Here is a 16,516-nt window from a genome sequence, read left to right on the forward strand (position 1 = left end):
GGAGGGCCCGGAAGCGACCCGGAGTCTACTTCTCGCGAACGACCGAGCCGTCGTCCTGCAGACGCAGGAGCGGGTAGATGCCGTTCTCGTCGTGGTTCTCGTCGCCGACGACCGGGGGGTTGAAGACGCAGAGCATCTGCATCTCCTCCTCCACGATCACCTGGTGCTTCTCGTTGCCGTCGAGCAGGTACATGGAGCCCGCCTCGAGCGGGTACTCCTTGTCGTTGGTCAGGTCACGCAGGGTGCCCTTGCCACGGGTCAGCCACACGGCCTCGATGTGGTTGGCGTAGTGGAAGTCGTTGGTCGTGCCGGCCGCGATGGTGGTCTCGTGGAACGAGAACCCGACGCGGTCGTCGGCCAGGACGATGCGCTTGGACTCCCAGTTGCCGTTGTTGCCCTTGATGTGGCGGTCGGTGTCGGTGATCTCTGCGGTGGTACGAACGATCATGCGGGGCCTCCTCGGCGAGGTCGTGGGTCGAGGGTGGGTGGTCGGGCGCGCTCAGAGGTACTGCTGGGCGAGGACGTGGTCAACGGCCTCGTAGCAGATCTCGATGCCCCGATCGCGCTCTTCGTCGGTCAGGGTGAGCGGGGCGAGGAACTTGACGACCTCGTCGCTCGGGCCGGCGGTCTCGACCAGCATCCTGTTGTCGAAGCAGCGGGCCATGACCTCTCCGGCCAGTTCCGGCTTCTCGAGGAAGGCGATACCGAACGCCATGCCGCGGCCGCGGAGTTCGAGCTTGCCCTCGTACTTGTAGACCAGCGGGGAGAAGCGCTCGCGCAGGATACGGCCGTTCTCCAGCGTGCGGTTCTGCAGCTTGTCGTCGGACCAGTACTTGCGCAGCGCCACATCGGCGGTGATGAACGCCATGTTGTTGCCGCGGAAGGTGCCGTTGTGCTCGCCCGGGGTCCACTCGTCGAGCTCGCGGTTGAACAGGGTGACCGCCAGTGGCAGGCCGTAGCCACCGATCGACTTGGACAGGCAGACGATGTCCGGCTTGATGCCCGCGAACTCGAACGAGAAGAACTCGCCGGTGCGACCGCAGCCCATCTGGACGTCGTCGACGATCAGCAGGATGTCGTGGCGCTTGCACAGCTCGTCGAGGGCCTTCAGCCACTCGGCGCGCGCAGCGTTGATGCCTCCCTCGCCCTGGACGCACTCGACGATCACGGCCGCCGGGCGGTTCATGCCCGAGCCGGAGTCGACGAGGACGCGCTCCATCCACTGGAAGTCCTCGGTGACGCCACCGAAGTAGTTGTCGTACGGCATCGGCGTGGCGTGGACCAGCGGGATGCCGGCACCGGCGCGCTTCATCGAGTTGCCGGTCACCGACAGCGATCCGAGGGTCATGCCGTGGAAAGAGTTCGTGAAGTTGATGATGGCCTCGCGGCCGGTGACCTTACGGGCCAGCTTGAGTGCCGACTCCACGGCGTTGGTGCCGGTCGGCCCGGGGAACATCACCTTGTAGTCCAGCCCGCGCGGCTCGAGGATCTTCGAGGAGAAGGTCTCCAGGAACGCGCGCTTGGCGACGGTGTACTTGTCAAGCGAGTGGGTGACGCCGTCGCGCTGGATGTACTCCAACAGCGCGCTCTTCATGTCGTCGTCGTTGTGGCCGTAGTTCAGTGCGCCGGCACCGCCGAAGAAGTCGAGGTACTCGTCTCCGTCGACGGTCGTGAGCGTGGTGCCCTTGGCGGTGTCGAATACCACCGGCCAGTTGCGCGAGTAGCTACGGACCTCAGACTCGCGGTCGGAGAAGATGTCCGTATTGGTGCTGGTGTCGTGCGTGGACTCGGTCATGGTCTTCAGATCACTCCATTTGTGAAGAGGCGGGCGACGGTGGCGGGCCGGGCGGCCCGCGCGCCCTCGTCTAGGAAATCGTGTACAGGTCTTCTTGCTCGTGACCTTCGCCGAGGAGTTCGGAGCTCAGGTAGTCCTCGTCGGACAGCGTCATCCCGCGGTCTCGCGCGACGGCACCGAAGGTGCGCTGGGACGCCTCGTTGTCCGGGCTGATGGTGGTGCGCAGGCGCACCACGCCGCGCTCGGCCAGCCGGTCCATGAGGCTGTGCAGCAGTCGCGCCGCCAGTCCCTTGCCGCGCTGGTCGGCGTCGACGCCGACCTGCCACACGAAGATCGTGTCCGGCTCCGAGGGGCGGATGAATCCGGTGACGAATCCGACGACCCGGCCCTCGACCTCCACCACCACGGAGCTCTCCGAGAACTCCGCCCCCCACAGCACGTAGGCATAGGAGGAGTTGAGGTCGAGAACGCCGCTGTCTCGGGCGATCTCCCACATGCGGGTTCCGTCGGCCGCGGTGGGCACACGGAACAGCGCGTCGGACGAATCAGGGTTACGGGGTACTACTCGTTCTCCTGGGTTCATAGTCGGTGTCCACCGTAGTGACGTCCCCACGTTGTTGCATCACCCTTCCCCAATTCGTTACCTGAAAACACGATGAGTGTGCAGGTGGCCGCCGGGGAGTGAGGTCGGTCACGCGGCAGTCTCCGACAACGGTTCCGGCGCCGGCCCTGCGGTGAGAGAATCAGGACATGGACGCCAACCCGATCACCGAATTCGACGAGGCGCGAAGTCTGCAACTTCTGGGCACGGTCTCCTTGGGACGCCTGGTCACCGTCTCCGAGGGCCGTGCCGACATCTTCCCCGTCAACTACGCGCTCTCCCCGGAGGGCAAGCTCTTCTTCCGCACCGCGGAGGGTTCCAAGCTCGCCGGGATCACGGTCCATCCGGATGTCGTGTTCCAAGTCGACCACATCGAGGGCGACGACGCCTGGTCGATCGTCGTCCGCGGGACGGCGCGACGGCTCGACAGCTTCGCGGAGATCAACCGCGCGGAAGAGCTCGGGCTCAAACCCTGGATCCCGACCCTGAAGTACAACTTCGTCGAGATCACGCCCGAGAAGATCTCCGGCCGCGGATTCACCTTCGGCGAGGAGCCGGAGCGCTACACCGGTTACTGACCCACGCCCTCCTGACCTGCGCCCACCCAGCCGCCTAGAACGGTGGTGGGTCGATGAGTTCGTCGAGGCGTTCGTGGAGTAGGGCGCGGATGCCTTTTTCGATGTCGCTGTGGTGGGGTTTGTTGCGGGCCCACCAGCGGCTGGCGCTCTCGGGGGTGGCGCTGGCGGGGGTGGCTTTCTCGGGCGTGGTGTCGGTGGCCGCGCCGGTGCTGGAGCTGGAGGCGCCCGTCCCGGTCCCGGGGGCGGGTGGGGCGGGGTCAAAGGTGCGGGCGCGTTCGGCCTTGCGGCGTTCGGTGTTGCGGCGTTCGGTGCGGTGGCGGGCCGCGCGGCGCGACCAGAACGTCGGCTCGGCGTCGGCCTGCTCGTCACCGGTGGGCCCGGGGCTGCGGCGTTGTTGCCGGGTCCACGCCTCGGTTTCGGCGCGGGCCTGTTCACGCCGGTACTCGGCCAGCGGACCGGAGGGTCGGGTGAGCATGGTCGAACCGTCCGGGGTGCGCACGGTCAGGGTGCCGTCGGGGTGCAGGTCGTAGATCCAGTCGGAGAAGGTCTTGAACCGGTGATGGCGGCGGCACATCGCGGCCAGGTTGGCCTCGATGGTGTGCCCGCCCCGCTGGGGGTCGGCGTGATCGAACGGCACCACATGATCCAGATCACAGGCCTCGGCCGGGATCGCGCAGCCGGGGTGGCGGCAGGTGCCGTCCCGTAGCCGGATCCGGCGCGCGAGTTCGGCGCTGGGCCGGTACTGCAGGGCGGCGCGGGCGTCATCGGCGGCCCCGATCCGCGGATCGATGGGCTCGAAGGTGGCTCCGTCGCTGGTGGCGAGCATGTCCAGCAGGGCCTGCAGGGCGGCCTGGCCGGAGCGGGTGAACTCCACTCGGGCGCCGCCAGCGTCGCGGGCGTGGTTGCCGGTGGCGATGACGGTGACCTTCGGCCGCAACGCCACCCCACCGGTCCCGCCGGGGCGGGCAGGGGTGCCGGCCGGGGCGGCGTCGCCGCACACCAGAGACATCAGGGCGTCGGCGCGACGCTCGGCGATCGAGTAATCCTCGACCTCGCCGGCGCCGCCGGCGCCGGCGCCGGCGGCGGGGTTGGCGCCGGGGTTGGCGGTGTCGGCTTGGGTGTTGGCGGCGGCTTGGGCGTCGGCGTACTTGTGGTCTTTCACGCGTTGGTCGAGGGCCTCGGCTAGGACGGCGGCTTCCTCGGTGGCCAGGATCGCCGAGACGCTGGACATGCCGTCGACGCCCTTGTGCAGTCGCACCCCGCGGGTGCGGGCCGCTTCCTGACGGCGCAGGCGGATGCCGTTCGCGTCGTAGCGGGAGATGATCGCATCGACGTTGCCGCGGATGGCTTTCTCACCCATGCGCACCCCGCCCTCGATCGCGGCGAGATACTCCTCGACGACCTGCCGCTGCACCGCCTCGAGCACATCGACGTGGACGGTGGCCATCTGCGAGGCCAGGATATTCGCAGCCTGCAGATCCAGCCGCCCCTGCGCCATCGCGGACAGGATCGCCGGATACCGCAGGTGCAGATCGAGGGCGAAGGTGATCATCCGTTCGGCCCGGCCCGTCGAGATCGCCATCGCCGACACCACGTACCCCGCCGCGACATCGATCGGATCGAGCACCGCATGCCCGGGCCGACACTCACCGCCGCCCGCCCCGGACTCCTCCCGGCGCTGGCATTCGACAACCAGCTCGTAACAGGCCACGAACCGGCGCGCCGCCGCACGATTCTCCCCCATCCACCCCTCACGCGCCGCCGCCCGCAGCCCCGACAACGAAGAGGGCGCCGCGGAACCAGAGCCGCCACCGGACGGGGACGGACCACCGGACGGGGACGGGCCACCGGCCGCAGCGTCTGCGTTCCCGCCCATGTGCCCCACCCCCTGACCGTGCGCACGGTCTCGAACCTGTGTTCTATGATACGCACGCACATTCGAACAGGCAAGGGTCACACATCATCAAATAGCCCCAGCCGAGAACACGCGGGACCGTCGTGCTCACCCCAGCGACGCGGCCACCGCCGCCTTCGCCCACTGCCCCACCCCGATGAGGGTCGCCGACGCCGCGCCGCACCAGTCGCCGTAGCCGAGCAGGAACAGTCCCGGGACGCCCGGCACCTCGACGCCACTCGTGAGGACCCGTCCGTCGCGACGCGGCAGCAACCCCCGCAAGTGACCCAACGCCGGCCGGAAGCCGGTACACCAGATCACCGCGTCGACCGGCTCGCGTCGACCGTCCGACCACTCCACACCGGCCGCGGTGAACCGCTCGAACATCGGCGTCGCCTCCAGGAGGCCGGCGTCACGGGCCGCGCGGACCGGCGGCACCACGACGATGTCGCCCAGCTCGGCGATGCCGCCGCCGGACTCCCCCACGCCCCGGATAGCCGCGTTGGCGACGCGGAAGAGTTCGCGGCCGTCGACATCGTCGGGCAGGTAGCGGGGCGGGCCGGTTGTGCACCAGGTCAGCGACCCGCCGGAGTCGGCGAGTGGCCGGGCGAGGTCAGCGGCGATCTGGGCGCCCGAGTTCGCGCCGCCCACCACCACGACGCGCCCGCCCTCGAAGTCCGACGGGCCCCGGTAGGCGGCGCTGTGCAGCTGCCGGCCACGGAAGTCGGCGGCTCCCGGATAGGTGGGGACGAAGGGGCGTCGATAGGTACCGGTCGCACTGATGACCGCCCGTGCGCGCCACGAGCGACCGTCAGCGGCCCGGATGAGGAACACCTTGTCGTCGTGGTCCTGGTCGTCGTCGTGGTTGTCGTCGTGGCCGTCGTCGCCGTTGGTGGCGTTGGTGGCGTAGCCGCCCTCTCGCACTGCCCCCGGCCGCTCCACGGCGACCACCGTCACCCCGCGCCGCACGGGGAGGTCGTAGTACTCCTCGTAACCGCGCAGGTAGTCCACGACGTGGGCCGCGTCGGGATTGGCGCCGTCGTCGGTGCGGGGCATGCGGCGGCCCGGCAGGGACGAGAAATCGGCGGGCGAGAACAACCGCAGGGACGGCCAGGTGTGCGGCCACGCGCCGCCGGGCCCGTCCGAGGCGTCGAGGATCTCGAAGTTCGCGTCGGCGCGGCGGAGGTAGAAACCGGCCGCGAGGCCCGCCTGGCCCCCGCCGATCACCACGACATCGCGCACGACCGCGTCCGACACCTCGCCACCCCCTTCGGAACGGTCCTGAACTGTTCCTATCGACGGTTATCGGTCACAGCGCCCGACCGATGACCTCCTTCATGATCTCGTTCGTGCCACCGTAGATCCGCATGACGCGGGCGCCGGCGAACTTCTGCGCGATGGGGTACTCCATCATGTAGCCGTAGCCGCCGAACAGCTGGAGGCAGCGGTCCACCACGTCGTCGAGCATGTCGGTGGCCTGCAGCTTGGCCATCGACGCGGTGACGGCGTCGAGCTCCCCTGCGATCTCCCGGGAGATGCAGTGGTCGACGAACGTGCGGGTGGCCATGACCTGGGTCTTGCAGTGCGCCAGCTCGAAGCGGGTGTTCTGGAAGTCCAGGATCGGCTTGCCGAACGCCTGCCGCTCGCGGACGTACTCGAGCGTCTCGATGACGGCGGCCTCGGCCATGGCCAGCGCGTCCACGGCGATCGCCAGGCGCTCGCGCGGGAGCTGGTTCATGAGCTGGTAGAAGCCCTGCCCCTCCTCGCCGCCGAGGAGGTTGGCCGCGGGCACGCGCATGTCGTTGAAGAACAGCTCGGCGGTGTCGGCGCCGTGGCGGCCCATCTTCTCCAGGACGCGGCCGCGCTCGAAGCCCGGCGTCGAGGCCTCCACGGCGAACAGGGCCATGCCCTTGTGGCCGGCGTCGAGGTCGGTCTTGGCCACCACCACCACGAAGTCGGCGGAGCCACCGTTGGAGATGAAGGTCTTGGAGCCGTTGATGACGTAGTGGTCGCCGTCCCGCTTGGCGGTGGTGCGCACGCCCTGTAGGTCGGACCCGGCGCCGGGCTCGGTCATGGCGATGGCGGAGATCCACTCACCCGAGCAGATCTTCGGCAGCCACTCGCGCTTCTGCTCCTCCGTGGCGTAGTTCGCCACGTAGTGGGGGGTGATGGTGGAGCCGACGCCCATCCCGAAGGCGGTGTCGCCGGAGTACACGAGCTCCTCGGTGACGAGGTACTCCATGCCCGGGTCGCCGCCCTGACCGCCGAACTCCTCGGGCACGTCGAGGCAGATCAGGCCGGCCTCGCCGGTGCGCAGCCAGGTCTCGCGGTCCACGTGCTTCTGCGTGGACCACTTCTCCTGGTTGGGCGTCATCTCCTTGGCGAAGAACGCGCGGGCGTGCTCGCGGAGCAGCCGGTGGTCGTCGGTCTCCCAGGTGGGGCGGTAGTCGGGGAAGAGTGCGGACACTGGGGGCCTCCATGAGGGGACGACGACGACGATGAGGTTCGCGGCAAGTTTAGGTGTGCCCGTTCCGGCGACGGCGGGCACGCGAGCACCGAGGAGGGCCATACTCGGGTCATGAACGATTCCCCGGACCGGCCAGAGAACGCAGCCCAGCCCGAGAAGGCCACCACCCCGGCATCCTCGGGCCATTCCGTGCCCGAGGCGTTCCCCACCGACTGGACCCGGGGGCTGGTCCTGGTCGCGCACCCCGACTACCCCGAGTACGGGATGTCCGCCGCGGTGGCGCGGTGGACGGCCGAGGGCCGCAGCATCGTCTACGTCCTGGCCTCCAGCGGCGAGGCCGGCATCGAGGGGATGGCACCGGCGATCGCGGGGCCGATCCGCGAGGAGGAGCAGCGGAGGTCCTCGGCGATCGTCGGAGTGGACGAGGTGGAGTTCCTCGGTTTCCCGGACAGTCGGATCGTCAACAACGCCGAACTGCGCGACGCGGTGGCCGACGCGATCCGCCGCCATCGCCCGGACGTCGTCATCTCCCTGTACTCCGGTGAGGAGTTCGGGCCGGGGATGCCCAACCAGCGCGATCACATGGAGTTCGGCGCGGCCGTGGGGGCCGCGTACGACGACCTGGTCGCCGCGGTCGGGGTGGACGCCGCGGAGGGGCGTCCGCAGATGTGGTTCGAGTCCTCACCCGAGATGACGCACTACGTCGACGTGAAGGGTTTCGTCGAGCCGGCCGTCGACGCGCTGGCCGAGCACTCCGAGTACCTGTCGGTGCTCGACCCGGAGACGCCGGTGCGGGACCAGGCGCGGGCGCAGGTCGAGACCGTGTGCGCGTCGCGTGAGGGACTCGCGGACGGGAACCCGGTGGTGGGCTTTCGGCGCATGCGGCCCTGAGCCGGGGTCGGACCCGGGGTCAGATCGAGCCCTCCGCCAGCCGCAGGCGCTCGACGATCTCGTCCGCCCACTCCGCGTGCGGCGACGCCATGGTGCCGTCGCCCGGACGACTGACGTAGGTGAGCCAGAAGCGCTGCGCGCCCTGTCCGACGACCGCGGAGTACACCAGCGCGCCCTCCGGGCCGATGATGTCCTGTGGGACCGTGGGGAGCACCCGGAACGACACCGACCAGCCGTCGCCGACGCGCGTGGAGAGCGGTTCGATCCGCTCCTCGACCGGCCGCCCCGGGACGGGGAGCAGGAACTGACCCATCCCGTTGGCCAGTGCGAGCGCCGCGAGCCGGTTGTCCGGGTTCTCCGGGTCGAACAGGTCCTCGGTGAGCTGCCCCACCAACACGACGCCGTCCGAGCGGCTCGGATCATCGGCAGCCGCGACCGGACTCATGACGGTACTGCCGAAGACCAGCTCCCCCGACTCCGCGCGCCACCCCTCGGGGACGCGGATCACCAGGCCTGCGTAGGGATCCACGTGATCGGAACCCGCCGCCACCTGGGTCTTGGGAGACAGTGTGCGGACACCGGGGCTGTAGGTCGCCGACGAGACGACCACCGTCACGACCGCGGCGACCACCGCCAGGACGGCGACGAGCGCCACCACGAGAACGGTCCGGCTCCGGCCGGCGGACGGGGTCTGCCCTGACGTCATCCGCCCAGCGTAGGCGGCCGGGTTTCCCGCAGCGTGATGTTGACCCTGCCCGGCTCCGCGCCCAGCATCTCGCGGCACCACGCGGGGGCGGTGCCGTCGAAGACCTTCGGGACGCCGTGAAAGGCCATCCGCGACGGCCCGCCGAACACCACCAGGTCGCCGGACTCCAGGCGCACGTCGGTGTACGGGCGCCCGCGATGCTCCGGGGTCCCGAAGCGGAACGTGCACGCATCACCCAGGCTCAGCGAGACGACGGGTGCCATGCTCGCCTCGTCGCGGTCCTGGTGCAGGCCCATCGTGGATCCACGGCCGTAGAGGTTCACCAGGGCGGTGTCCGGGGTGTAGGCGGGGACGGGGTCGGGGGTCCGGCCGGCCGAGCCCGTGACCGCTGGCTCCACCGCCGCTGCCGCCGCGAGCCCGTTCCGCGCCGCCCGCACCAGCCAGTCCGGGACCGGCGGGACCACCTCGTCGTCGTCGTACCGGTACGGCACCCAGTGGCGTCCCAGGCTGAACGTGCGTACCGACATCCGGCCCCCGCCTGGCAGCACGATCGAGCGCGGCACGCGCACCGCGGCCCAGTCCACGCACGCCCGGAGGAGGAACTCCTGCTGCTCGCGGCTCAGCCAGTCGGGCACGTGCATGGCGCCGGGACCCAGGATGGTGGGCTCGCGGTCGACGCCGAAGAGCGGCTCGGTCACCCCAGGTCCGTGCCCAGCACCGCCCACGCCTGCTCGGCCAACTCCGGGGTCGCGGCCGCCACGACGGTGCCGCCCTCGAGCGGCTGGCGGCCGTCCGGGCCGGTGATCACGCCGCCCGCGGCCTCGATGATCGGGATCAGCGCCACGATGTCGTACGAGTTCAGGTCGGCCTCCACCACCAGATCGACGCGCCCCGCGGCGAGCATGCAGTACGCGTAGCAGTCCCCGCCGAAGCGCTGCAGGCGGACCCGGCGGCCGAGCTCGTCGTAGCGGCTGCGCACCTCGCCGTCGTCACCGAACATCGACGGGTGGGTGGTGTACATGATCGCCTCGGACAGCTCCGTGCACCCCGACGCGCGCAGGTCGATCGCGCCCGGACCGTCGGAGCGGCGCCGCACGGTGGCGCGGCCGTGCACGGCCGCGAAGGTCTCGCCCAGGATCGGCTGGTCCATCCACCCGGCCACGGCGCGGCCGTCCTCCACCACACCGACGAGCGTGCCCCACCCGGCCATGCCCGTCATGAACGCCTTGGTGCCGTCGATCGGGTCCAGGTACCAGGTCCGGGCGGCGCCGGCCGGCCCGGTCTCCCCGTTCTCCTCCCCCACGATCCGGTCCCCCGGGTAGACGTTCGAGATCCCCGCCCGCAGCAGCGCCTCGATCGCGCGGTCGGCCTCGGTCACCGGGTCGTAGCGCCCGTCCGTCGCGCCGTTCCCGGCCCGGCCGTCGCCGTTCCCGCCGTCGCCTGCCACGCCGTTCTTGTCCGCGGCGGCCAACGACTCGAGGTCACCGTGGAAGTGCCGGCGAGCGATGCGGCCACTGGCGGCGAGGAGCTCGTCGAGGCGCTCGGTCAGGTCGTGGTCCAGGGGGCGTGCGGGCCGTGACGTCATGCCCCCATGGTGCACCACGCCCCGCCACCGTCCCGACGGATCGGCGCATGTGCCCCCTCTACGCCCGCCGATACGGCTACCGTGGGCGCACCCGAACACGGAACGCACCACCCACGGATGGAGCCGAGATGCGATGACCGCCCTGATGGACTTCATCTCCACCCGCCGCCTCCAGCTCGCGACGGACTCGTTGCAGCACATCAGCGCCACCGTGCAGGCGGTGCTCATCGCGACGTTGCTCTCGGTCGCGCTCGGGGTGGCCGTCTACCGCAGTCGGTCGGGGTCCGCGATCGCCACCGGCCTGGCCGCCACCGCCCTGACCGTCCCGTCGTTCGCGCTGCTCGGCCTGCTCATCCCGGTCCTCGGACTGGGCGTCCTGCCCACCATGACCGCACTGGTGATCTACGCGGTGCTGCCGATCCTGCGCAACACCATCGTCGGCCTGGACGCCGTGCCCGCGGCGACCGTCGACGCCGCCCGAGGGGTGGGGATGAGCCGGATCGGGGTGCTGGGCCGGGTCGAGATCCCGCTGGCGTGGCCGTCCATCCTCGCCGGGATCCGCATCTCCACCCAGATGTCGATGGGCATCCTCGCCATCGCCGCGTACGCCAAGGGCCCGGGGCTGGGCAACCTCATCTTCGCGGCCCTGTCCCGGGTCGGCACGCCCACCGCGCTGCCGATGGCGCTCACCGCGACCGTGCTCATCGTCGTCCTCGCGCTCGTCCTCGACGCGCTCCTCGTCCTGCTCGGACGTCTCACCATCAGGGGGAACCAGTGAGCACCTCAGAACCCGTATCCGGCGTGCCGATCGTGTTGGACGACGTCACCAAGGTCTACCCCGGTCAGGAGCGCCCGGCGGTGGACCACGTCTCGCTCGAACTGCCGGCCGGGCGGACCACCGTGTTCGTGGGCCCGTCCGGCTGCGGCAAGACCACCACGATGCGGATGATCAACCGCCTCATCGAGCCCACCTCCGGCACGATCACGATCGACGGCGAGGACAACCGGACCCTCGACGCCGACACCCTGCGCCGCAGCATCGGCTACGCCATCCAGGCCTCCGGACTGTTCCCGCACATGACGGTCGCGCAGAACGTCGGCACCGTCCCGCGGCTGCTCAAGTGGAAGAAGTCGCGCATCCGTGAGCGGGTGGACCAGATGCTGGAACTGGTCGGCCTGGACCCGTCGGACTACCGCGACCGCTACCCCGCGCAGCTCTCCGGTGGTCAGCAGCAGCGCGTCGGCGTGGCCCGGGCGCTGGCCGCGGACCCGCCGGTGCTGCTCATGGACGAGCCGTTCGGCGCGGTCGACCCCATCACGCGCGCGTCACTGCAGGACGAGCTCGTGCGACTGCAGGACGAACTGCGCAAGACCATCGTCTTCGTCACCCACGACTTCTCGGAGGCGGTCAAGCTCGGAGACCGGATCGCGGTGCTCGGCCCCGGATCGTCGGTGCTGCAGTTCGACACCCCGGAGGCGATCCTCACCAACCCCGCCGACGAGACGGTGAGCGGGTTCATCGGCGACGACGCCGCGCTGAAGACCCTGACCCTCCGGCGCGTGGGGGACGTGGAACTGCAAGGGGCGACGACGGCGAGGGCCTCCGAGAGCCCGACCGACTTCGCGGCCCGGTTGCGCGGAACCAGCGACGAGTGGGCCGTGGTGCTCGACGACGCCGGCCGCCCCCTGCGCTGGGTGCGCGGGGACCGGGTGTCGCGGATGCCCGACCTGGGCTCGGGCGGGTTACCGATCACCGGCACCGTGACGGTCGACTCCTCGCTGCAGGAGGCGCTGGACGGACTGCTGTCCACGGCGAGCGCCACCACGGTGGTCGTGGACCGCGACGGGGCCTACCGGGGCACGATCGGGATCGACGACCTGGTCGCCGAACTGCGGCGGATCCACCACCGGCACAACGACGAAGGCCTTGCCGAGCAGGACGTGGCGCCGTGAGCGCCCCCGCCACGGCGACGCGTGGGGGCTCCGCTGGTCGTGGGGCCGCCCTCCAGGACTCCGCGCGGCTGATCGTGCAGCCGCTGATCATCGTGGCCGCGGCCGTGGGCGTGCTGTGGTGGGCGTTCTCCAGCGAACTGGACGAGACACAGAAGGCCTCGCTCAACGCCGCCTCCATCACCCAGCGCACGCTCGAGCACGTGCAGATCACGGTGACGGTCGTGGCGATCGTCGTGGCGGTCGGCGTGCCGCTGGGGATCCTGCTCACCCGCAGGCGCACGCGGTTCCTCGCACCCGTGGCGGTGGGGTTCGCCAACATCGGCCAGGCGGCGCCCGCGATCGGCCTGATCGTGCTCCTGTTCCTGGCCACCAACCGGACAGGGTTCTGGATCGGTGTGCTGCCGGTCGCGTTCTACTCCCTGTTGCCGGTGCTGCGGAACACCATCGTGGGGATCCGTAACGTCGACCCCGCACTCATCGACGCGGCGCGCGGACAGGGGATGTCGAGCGGACGGGTCCTGCGCACGGTCGAATTGCCGCTCGCGGTGCCGTTCATCCTCGCCGGCCTGCGCACCACCCTCGTGCTGGCGGTGGGCACGGCGACGCTGAGCTTCCTCGTCGACGCCGGCGGGCTGGGGATCTTCATCGACACCGGATACCGGCTGCAGGACTACACCACCCTCGTGGTCGGCTCGGTGCTGGCGGTGTGCCTGGCGCTGTTCGTGGACTGGCTCGGCGGGGTCGGCGAGATCCTGTTCAATCCGAAGGGGCTGCGATGACCGGCACGATCCCCGCGCGCGCCGGGATGAGGCGGGCAGGGTTGACACGAACAAGGCGCCTGGTCGCCGCGCTCCTGGCCACCGTGATGCTGGCGACGGGATGTGGGCTCAACAACGGCGGTTCCGTCCCGCTGCCCGTGGGCCCCGGCCCCGAGGGCACCGTCCCCGCGCTGGAGGGAGTGCGCATCACGGTCGGCGGCAAGGACTTCACCGAGGGCGTGATCGCCAGCTACCTGGTGGAGTTCCTGCTGGCGGCCGCGGGGATGGAGGTGTCCGACATGTCGTCACTGGCCGGGTCGAACAGTTTCCGCCAGGCGTTGGTGTCCGGGCAGGTCGACATCGGCATGGAGTACACCGGCACCGCGTGGATGAGTTACCTGGGCAACTCCGACCCCATCCGCGATCCGCAGGGGCAGTGGGAGGCGGTGCGTGACGCCGACCTGGCCGAGCACGACCTGAGGTGGCTGGCCCCCACCACCGTGGACAACACCTACTCGTTCGCGATGAACCGGGCCACCGCCGAGGAGACCGGGGTGCGCACGTTCTCCGAGTACGCCGAGTTGGCCCGGACCGATCCACAGGCGGCCCTGACCTGCATGGAGACTGAGTTCTCCGTGCGTCGCGACGGCTGGCCCGGGCTGGCGGAGGCCTACGGGTTCGACGCGGGCGCCGTGCCCACGCCGATCATGCAGCCGGGGATCATCTACCAGGCGACCTCGGTCGGCCGGGAGTGCCGGTTCGGCGAGGTCTACACCACCGACGGCCGGATCAAGGGCCTGGACCTGCTGGTGTTGGAGGACGACCAGCGCTTCTTCCCCGTCTACAACCTCGCGACGGTGGTCCGCGGTGAGATGCTCGACGCACACCCGGAGATCGCGGACGTCCTCGCACCGCTGGTGGACATCCTCACCAACGAGGTGATGGTGGAGATGAACATGCGTGTCGACGTCGACGGCGAGGATCCCGCGCTGGTCGCACGCGATTTCCTCGAGGACCGGGGGTTGGTCTCGGTGGACTGACCGCAGGTGCGCCCCCGCGCGGCCGGATGCGCCCGCCCGCCCGTTGACACACAATCGGGTACCACTACCAGGAGGTGCCCTGTGTCCAGGAGGTCGATCGTCTCGCTGCCGCGGACGGCCGCGCGACTACCGCGGATGATCCCCGACCTGGCGCATCTGCCACCCGGGCGGATCGTCACGCTCGCCGACGGCGTCACCACGAAGGTCCACGACACCGGCGAGGAGCACCTCGCACCGGCGATCCTGCTGCACGGGATGGCGGCCACCGGGATGCTGAACTGGTACCAGACGTTCGAACGGCTGCGGGGCGAGTACCGGCTCATCACGTTCGACCAACGCTGGCACGGCAAGGGCTTCCACGGGGATTTCCGGTTCGAGACCCTCGCGGAGGACGTGCTGCGGGTCGCCGACCACCTCGACCTGGCGGCACCGGTGGTGGGCGGTTACTCGATGGGCGGGATCGTCGCCCAGCTGGCGGCCCGCCGCGACCCCTCCCGGCTCGGCGGCCTCGTGCTGGCCGCCACCGGGACGGGCGCACAGCGCAATGCCCTCGAGAAGGTCGCACTCGGCGGGTTCACCCGCTCCCAGCCGCTGCTCAACACCGTTCCGGAGGAGGTCGGCGAGGTGGTGGAGGAACAGGTCGACGACGAGGCGCTCAGGCCGCACGCGTGGGCGCTGCGCGAGTTGTCGTCGGTCTCGCTCGCCACGCACCGCACCGTGATCGCCCAGGTGGCCGGGTTCAACTCGACACCCTGGCTCCACGAACTCACCCTGCCCGTCGCGGTGGTCAAGACCACCCGTGACCTCGCGTTCCCGCAGTGGATCCAGGACGAGATGGCCGATCTGCTGCCGCACAGCGCCGTGTTCCCGATCCACGCCGGCCACGCAGTCTGTGCCACCCACCCCGGCACGTTCGCCCGCCGGATGCGCACCGCGATCGGCTGGGTCGTGTCGAACGCGCGCTAGAGCGCCGAGTACCGCACCGCGGTCACCACGAACACCACCAGGGCGATCACGCCCAGGACCACGCCCGCCAGTGCGCGACGTGGGTTCGCATCGTCGTTGGTGAGCCAGCCGGTGGGCCAGCGGGCGAGCAGGCCGAACGCGACGGCCATCAGGCCCGCGAGGAACGCGATGATGTTGAGCACCGGCACCCACGAGATCACCAGGGCCCCGACACCCAGCACCAGCGCCCGGGTCCCCAGGTCCATGCCGTCGGACGAGCGCCTGCGTGGCGAGGCGGCCTCGGAGCGGGGGCGGAGCGGCATGAGTGCAGCCTAGTCGCCGGGGCGTCCCCGCTGGTCGTCCAGATGAGCGACCCGCCGGCCCCCGGCGGTCTGCCGGTACGAGGATTCGACGAGCTCAGCCACCTCATCCCAGTCCGGTCCACGGCCGCCACCGTCCACTCCACCGTCCAGCGGCAATGCCAGCCAGCCGGCCGGCCCGTAGTACGCCGGGACGTGGAATCGCTCGTCCTGCGCCAGCGCCGCGCGCTCCCCCGGATCCGGCAGGAACAGGAGTGCCCGGGCCAGGAGGGGGTCCGAGTGATCCCCCTTGATCGAGCCGCCGTACACCGCGAACACCTTGGTCGTGTACCAGGTGGGCCGGCCGTGCGAGATCTTCTCGCCGGCGTCCGGCAGCGCGAGGCACACCTCCCGCAGACGCGTCAGCAGAGGATCCGCGGCGTCGAACATGATCGGATGACCCACACGGCCGAGACTACGACCGCCGACCGCATCATCCCGGGCGAACGGTCGCCGAAACCCGCCGCGGGCCGGCTCAGCCCCCGAACTGCCCCGCGACGAACCCCGCCAGCAGCACCGCGAACCCGCCCATCTCGCCGACGATGAGCGCCACCATGCCGATGTGCAGCATCGCTGTGGGGTGCTCGAACTGGTTGGTCGTGTCCCTCCGCGCGCCGTGGAGGATGTAGCTGCCGATCGCCACCAGGAAGAAGAAGACCACCACTGCTGCCGCTGTCAGGTTCACCCAGGTCGGCCAGCTGCTCAGCTCGACGAACGCGGCGATGAGCAGCGTCGCGAACGAGTACAGCAGCGAGGCCCGGTGCGCGATGTCGACGTACGGGTGGGCGAGGTGATCGGCGGTGGTGGCCATCTGCCGGTACTTCCACACCCCCAGGCCGAGCGCCAGCAGGAAGAGGAGACCCGCGGCGAGCAGGGTGAGGCGCGTGTCGAGGCCGAGTTCCATGGATCCTTCCGAAGTGCACTTGACAGCAGTGCGTGATTTG

Annotated in this window: 19 protein-coding genes; 7 read left to right on the top strand and 12 right to left on the bottom strand. The window is 70.3% G+C overall.

From position 1 onward, the window contains the following. Positions 1 to 25: 25 nt before the first annotated feature. From AB5G72_RS15935 to ectA, 3 genes are all read right to left on the bottom strand, one after another. Positions 26 to 448, bottom strand: coding sequence for an ectoine synthase (locus AB5G72_RS15935; RefSeq protein ID WP_067715905.1), 423 nt, complete (start codon positions 446 to 448; stop codon positions 26 to 28). A 51-nt stretch (positions 449 to 499) separates the two neighbouring features. Next, positions 500 to 1,795 carry a diaminobutyrate--2-oxoglutarate transaminase gene (gene ectB, locus AB5G72_RS15940; RefSeq protein ID WP_067715902.1) on the bottom strand — a complete coding sequence of 432 codons (1,296 nt, stop codon included), beginning with the start codon at positions 1,793 to 1,795 and terminating at the stop codon, positions 500 to 502. A gap of 70 nt (positions 1,796 to 1,865) precedes the next feature. Next, positions 1,866 to 2,378, bottom strand: coding sequence for a diaminobutyrate acetyltransferase (gene ectA / locus AB5G72_RS15945; protein ID WP_067715900.1), 513 nt, complete (start codon positions 2,376 to 2,378; stop codon positions 1,866 to 1,868). A gap of 167 nt (positions 2,379 to 2,545) precedes the next feature. Here ectA and AB5G72_RS15950 point away from each other — a divergent pair, with 167 nt between their 5' ends. Beyond that, complete coding sequence (locus tag AB5G72_RS15950) at positions 2,546 to 2,974, top strand: pyridoxamine 5'-phosphate oxidase family protein (protein ID WP_069390131.1); 429 nt, start codon at positions 2,546 to 2,548, stop codon at positions 2,972 to 2,974. 34 nt (positions 2,975 to 3,008) lie between these two features. On the opposite strand, the gene AB5G72_RS15955 is transcribed toward AB5G72_RS15950, so the two are convergent. From AB5G72_RS15955 to AB5G72_RS15965, 3 genes are all read right to left on the bottom strand, one after another. After that, positions 3,009 to 4,718 (bottom strand): DUF222 domain-containing protein, encoded by a 1,710-nt coding sequence (locus tag AB5G72_RS15955; RefSeq protein WP_440220375.1) that lies wholly within the window; start codon positions 4,716 to 4,718, stop codon positions 3,009 to 3,011. 258 nt (positions 4,719 to 4,976) lie between these two features. Further along, positions 4,977 to 6,125, bottom strand: a complete 1,149-nt coding sequence (locus AB5G72_RS15960) for an NAD(P)-binding domain-containing protein (RefSeq protein ID WP_440220376.1) — start codon at positions 6,123 to 6,125, stop codon at positions 4,977 to 4,979. A 52-nt stretch (positions 6,126 to 6,177) separates the two neighbouring features. After that, a complete protein-coding gene (locus AB5G72_RS15965; protein WP_185951907.1) occupies positions 6,178 to 7,335 on the bottom strand; it encodes an acyl-CoA dehydrogenase family protein in 1,158 nt (385 codons plus the stop codon). A 111-nt stretch (positions 7,336 to 7,446) separates the two neighbouring features. Between AB5G72_RS15965 and AB5G72_RS15970 the strand changes: the two genes are divergently transcribed. Further along, positions 7,447 to 8,226 carry a PIG-L deacetylase family protein gene (locus AB5G72_RS15970; RefSeq protein ID WP_440220377.1) on the top strand — a complete coding sequence of 260 codons (780 nt, stop codon included), beginning with the start codon at positions 7,447 to 7,449 and terminating at the stop codon, positions 8,224 to 8,226. Positions 8,227 to 8,245: 19 nt separating this feature from the next. On the opposite strand, the gene AB5G72_RS15975 is transcribed toward AB5G72_RS15970, so the two are convergent. The 3 genes from AB5G72_RS15975 to AB5G72_RS15985 are packed head-to-tail and all read right to left on the bottom strand — an operon-like array spanning position 8,246 to position 10,517. After that, positions 8,246 to 8,932: an APA family fibronectin-binding glycoprotein gene (locus AB5G72_RS15975; RefSeq protein ID WP_440220378.1), complete on the bottom strand. Its 687-nt coding sequence runs from the start codon at positions 8,930 to 8,932 to the stop codon at positions 8,246 to 8,248. Then, positions 8,929 to 9,630 carry an alpha-ketoglutarate-dependent dioxygenase AlkB family protein gene (locus tag AB5G72_RS15980; protein ID WP_440220379.1) on the bottom strand — a complete coding sequence of 234 codons (702 nt, stop codon included), beginning with the start codon at positions 9,628 to 9,630 and terminating at the stop codon, positions 8,929 to 8,931. The genes AB5G72_RS15975 and AB5G72_RS15980 overlap by 4 nt, the downstream gene beginning before the upstream one ends. Next, positions 9,627 to 10,517, bottom strand: a complete 891-nt coding sequence (locus AB5G72_RS15985; protein ID WP_317471000.1) for an inositol monophosphatase family protein — start codon at positions 10,515 to 10,517, stop codon at positions 9,627 to 9,629. Before AB5G72_RS15985 ends, AB5G72_RS15980 begins: the two co-directional genes overlap by 4 nt. Positions 10,518 to 10,650: 133 nt before the next feature. On the opposite strand from AB5G72_RS15985, the gene AB5G72_RS15990 reads away from it, so the two are divergent. The 5 genes from AB5G72_RS15990 (at position 10,651) to AB5G72_RS16010 (ending at position 15,234) form a co-directional block, all read left to right on the top strand. Further along, positions 10,651 to 11,295 carry an ABC transporter permease gene (locus tag AB5G72_RS15990; RefSeq protein ID WP_440220380.1) on the top strand — a complete coding sequence of 215 codons (645 nt, stop codon included), beginning with the start codon at positions 10,651 to 10,653 and terminating at the stop codon, positions 11,293 to 11,295. Beyond that, complete coding sequence (locus AB5G72_RS15995; RefSeq protein ID WP_440220381.1) at positions 11,292 to 12,470, top strand: ABC transporter ATP-binding protein; 1,179 nt, start codon at positions 11,292 to 11,294, stop codon at positions 12,468 to 12,470. The genes AB5G72_RS15990 and AB5G72_RS15995 overlap by 4 nt, the downstream gene beginning before the upstream one ends. Beyond that, a complete protein-coding gene (locus tag AB5G72_RS16000; RefSeq protein WP_440220382.1) occupies positions 12,467 to 13,249 on the top strand; it encodes an ABC transporter permease in 783 nt (260 codons plus the stop codon). Before AB5G72_RS15995 ends, AB5G72_RS16000 begins: the two co-directional genes overlap by 4 nt. Beyond that, positions 13,246 to 14,268, top strand: a complete 1,023-nt coding sequence (locus AB5G72_RS16005; protein WP_440220383.1) for a glycine betaine ABC transporter substrate-binding protein — start codon at positions 13,246 to 13,248, stop codon at positions 14,266 to 14,268. Before AB5G72_RS16000 ends, AB5G72_RS16005 begins: the two co-directional genes overlap by 4 nt. Positions 14,269 to 14,349: 81 nt before the next feature. Beyond that, positions 14,350 to 15,234, top strand: coding sequence for an alpha/beta fold hydrolase (locus AB5G72_RS16010; protein WP_440220384.1), 885 nt, complete (start codon positions 14,350 to 14,352; stop codon positions 15,232 to 15,234). Here AB5G72_RS16010 and AB5G72_RS16015 read toward each other — a convergent pair. From AB5G72_RS16015 to AB5G72_RS16025, 3 genes are all read right to left on the bottom strand, one after another. Then, on the bottom strand, positions 15,231 to 15,536 hold the full coding sequence (locus AB5G72_RS16015; protein WP_067719096.1) for a hypothetical protein: 306 nt from the start codon (positions 15,534 to 15,536) through the stop codon (positions 15,231 to 15,233). The two genes, AB5G72_RS16010 and AB5G72_RS16015, sit on opposite strands and share 4 nt — an antisense overlap. Positions 15,537 to 15,545: 9 nt before the next feature. Further along, complete coding sequence (locus AB5G72_RS16020; RefSeq protein ID WP_440220385.1) at positions 15,546 to 15,977, bottom strand: MmcQ/YjbR family DNA-binding protein; 432 nt, start codon at positions 15,975 to 15,977, stop codon at positions 15,546 to 15,548. Positions 15,978 to 16,047: 70 nt separating this feature from the next. Beyond that, positions 16,048 to 16,476 carry a hypothetical protein gene (locus tag AB5G72_RS16025; protein WP_163376213.1) on the bottom strand — a complete coding sequence of 143 codons (429 nt, stop codon included), beginning with the start codon at positions 16,474 to 16,476 and terminating at the stop codon, positions 16,048 to 16,050. Positions 16,477 to 16,516 lie beyond the last annotated feature (40 nt).

Source organism: Dietzia sp. MNB45 (assembly GCF_051994785.1).
Lineage (GTDB): Bacteria > Actinomycetota > Actinomycetes > Mycobacteriales > Mycobacteriaceae > Dietzia > Dietzia kunjamensis.

Coding starts and splice junctions, on each gene's coding strand:
- AB5G72_RS15990 (WP_440220380.1), top strand. CDS start 10,651: ATGACCGCCCTGATGGACTTCATCTCCACCCGCCGCCTCCAGCTCGCG.
- AB5G72_RS16025 (WP_163376213.1), bottom strand. CDS start 16,476: ATGGAACTCGGCCTCGACACGCGCCTCACCCTGCTCGCCGCGGGTCTC.
- AB5G72_RS15935 (WP_067715905.1), bottom strand. CDS start 448: ATGATCGTTCGTACCACCGCAGAGATCACCGACACCGACCGCCACATC.
- AB5G72_RS15975 (WP_440220378.1), bottom strand. CDS start 8,932: ATGACGTCAGGGCAGACCCCGTCCGCCGGCCGGAGCCGGACCGTTCTC.
- AB5G72_RS16005 (WP_440220383.1), top strand. CDS start 13,246: ATGACCGGCACGATCCCCGCGCGCGCCGGGATGAGGCGGGCAGGGTTG.
- AB5G72_RS15985 (WP_317471000.1), bottom strand. CDS start 10,517: ATGACGTCACGGCCCGCACGCCCCCTGGACCACGACCTGACCGAGCGC.
- ectA (WP_067715900.1), bottom strand. CDS start 2,378: ATGAACCCAGGAGAACGAGTAGTACCCCGTAACCCTGATTCGTCCGAC.
- AB5G72_RS15955 (WP_440220375.1), bottom strand. CDS start 4,718: ATGGGGGAGAATCGTGCGGCGGCGCGCCGGTTCGTGGCCTGTTACGAG.
- AB5G72_RS16015 (WP_067719096.1), bottom strand. CDS start 15,536: ATGCCGCTCCGCCCCCGCTCCGAGGCCGCCTCGCCACGCAGGCGCTCG.
- AB5G72_RS15950 (WP_069390131.1), top strand. CDS start 2,546: ATGGACGCCAACCCGATCACCGAATTCGACGAGGCGCGAAGTCTGCAA.
- ectB (WP_067715902.1), bottom strand. CDS start 1,795: ATGACCGAGTCCACGCACGACACCAGCACCAATACGGACATCTTCTCC.
- AB5G72_RS15970 (WP_440220377.1), top strand. CDS start 7,447: ATGAACGATTCCCCGGACCGGCCAGAGAACGCAGCCCAGCCCGAGAAG.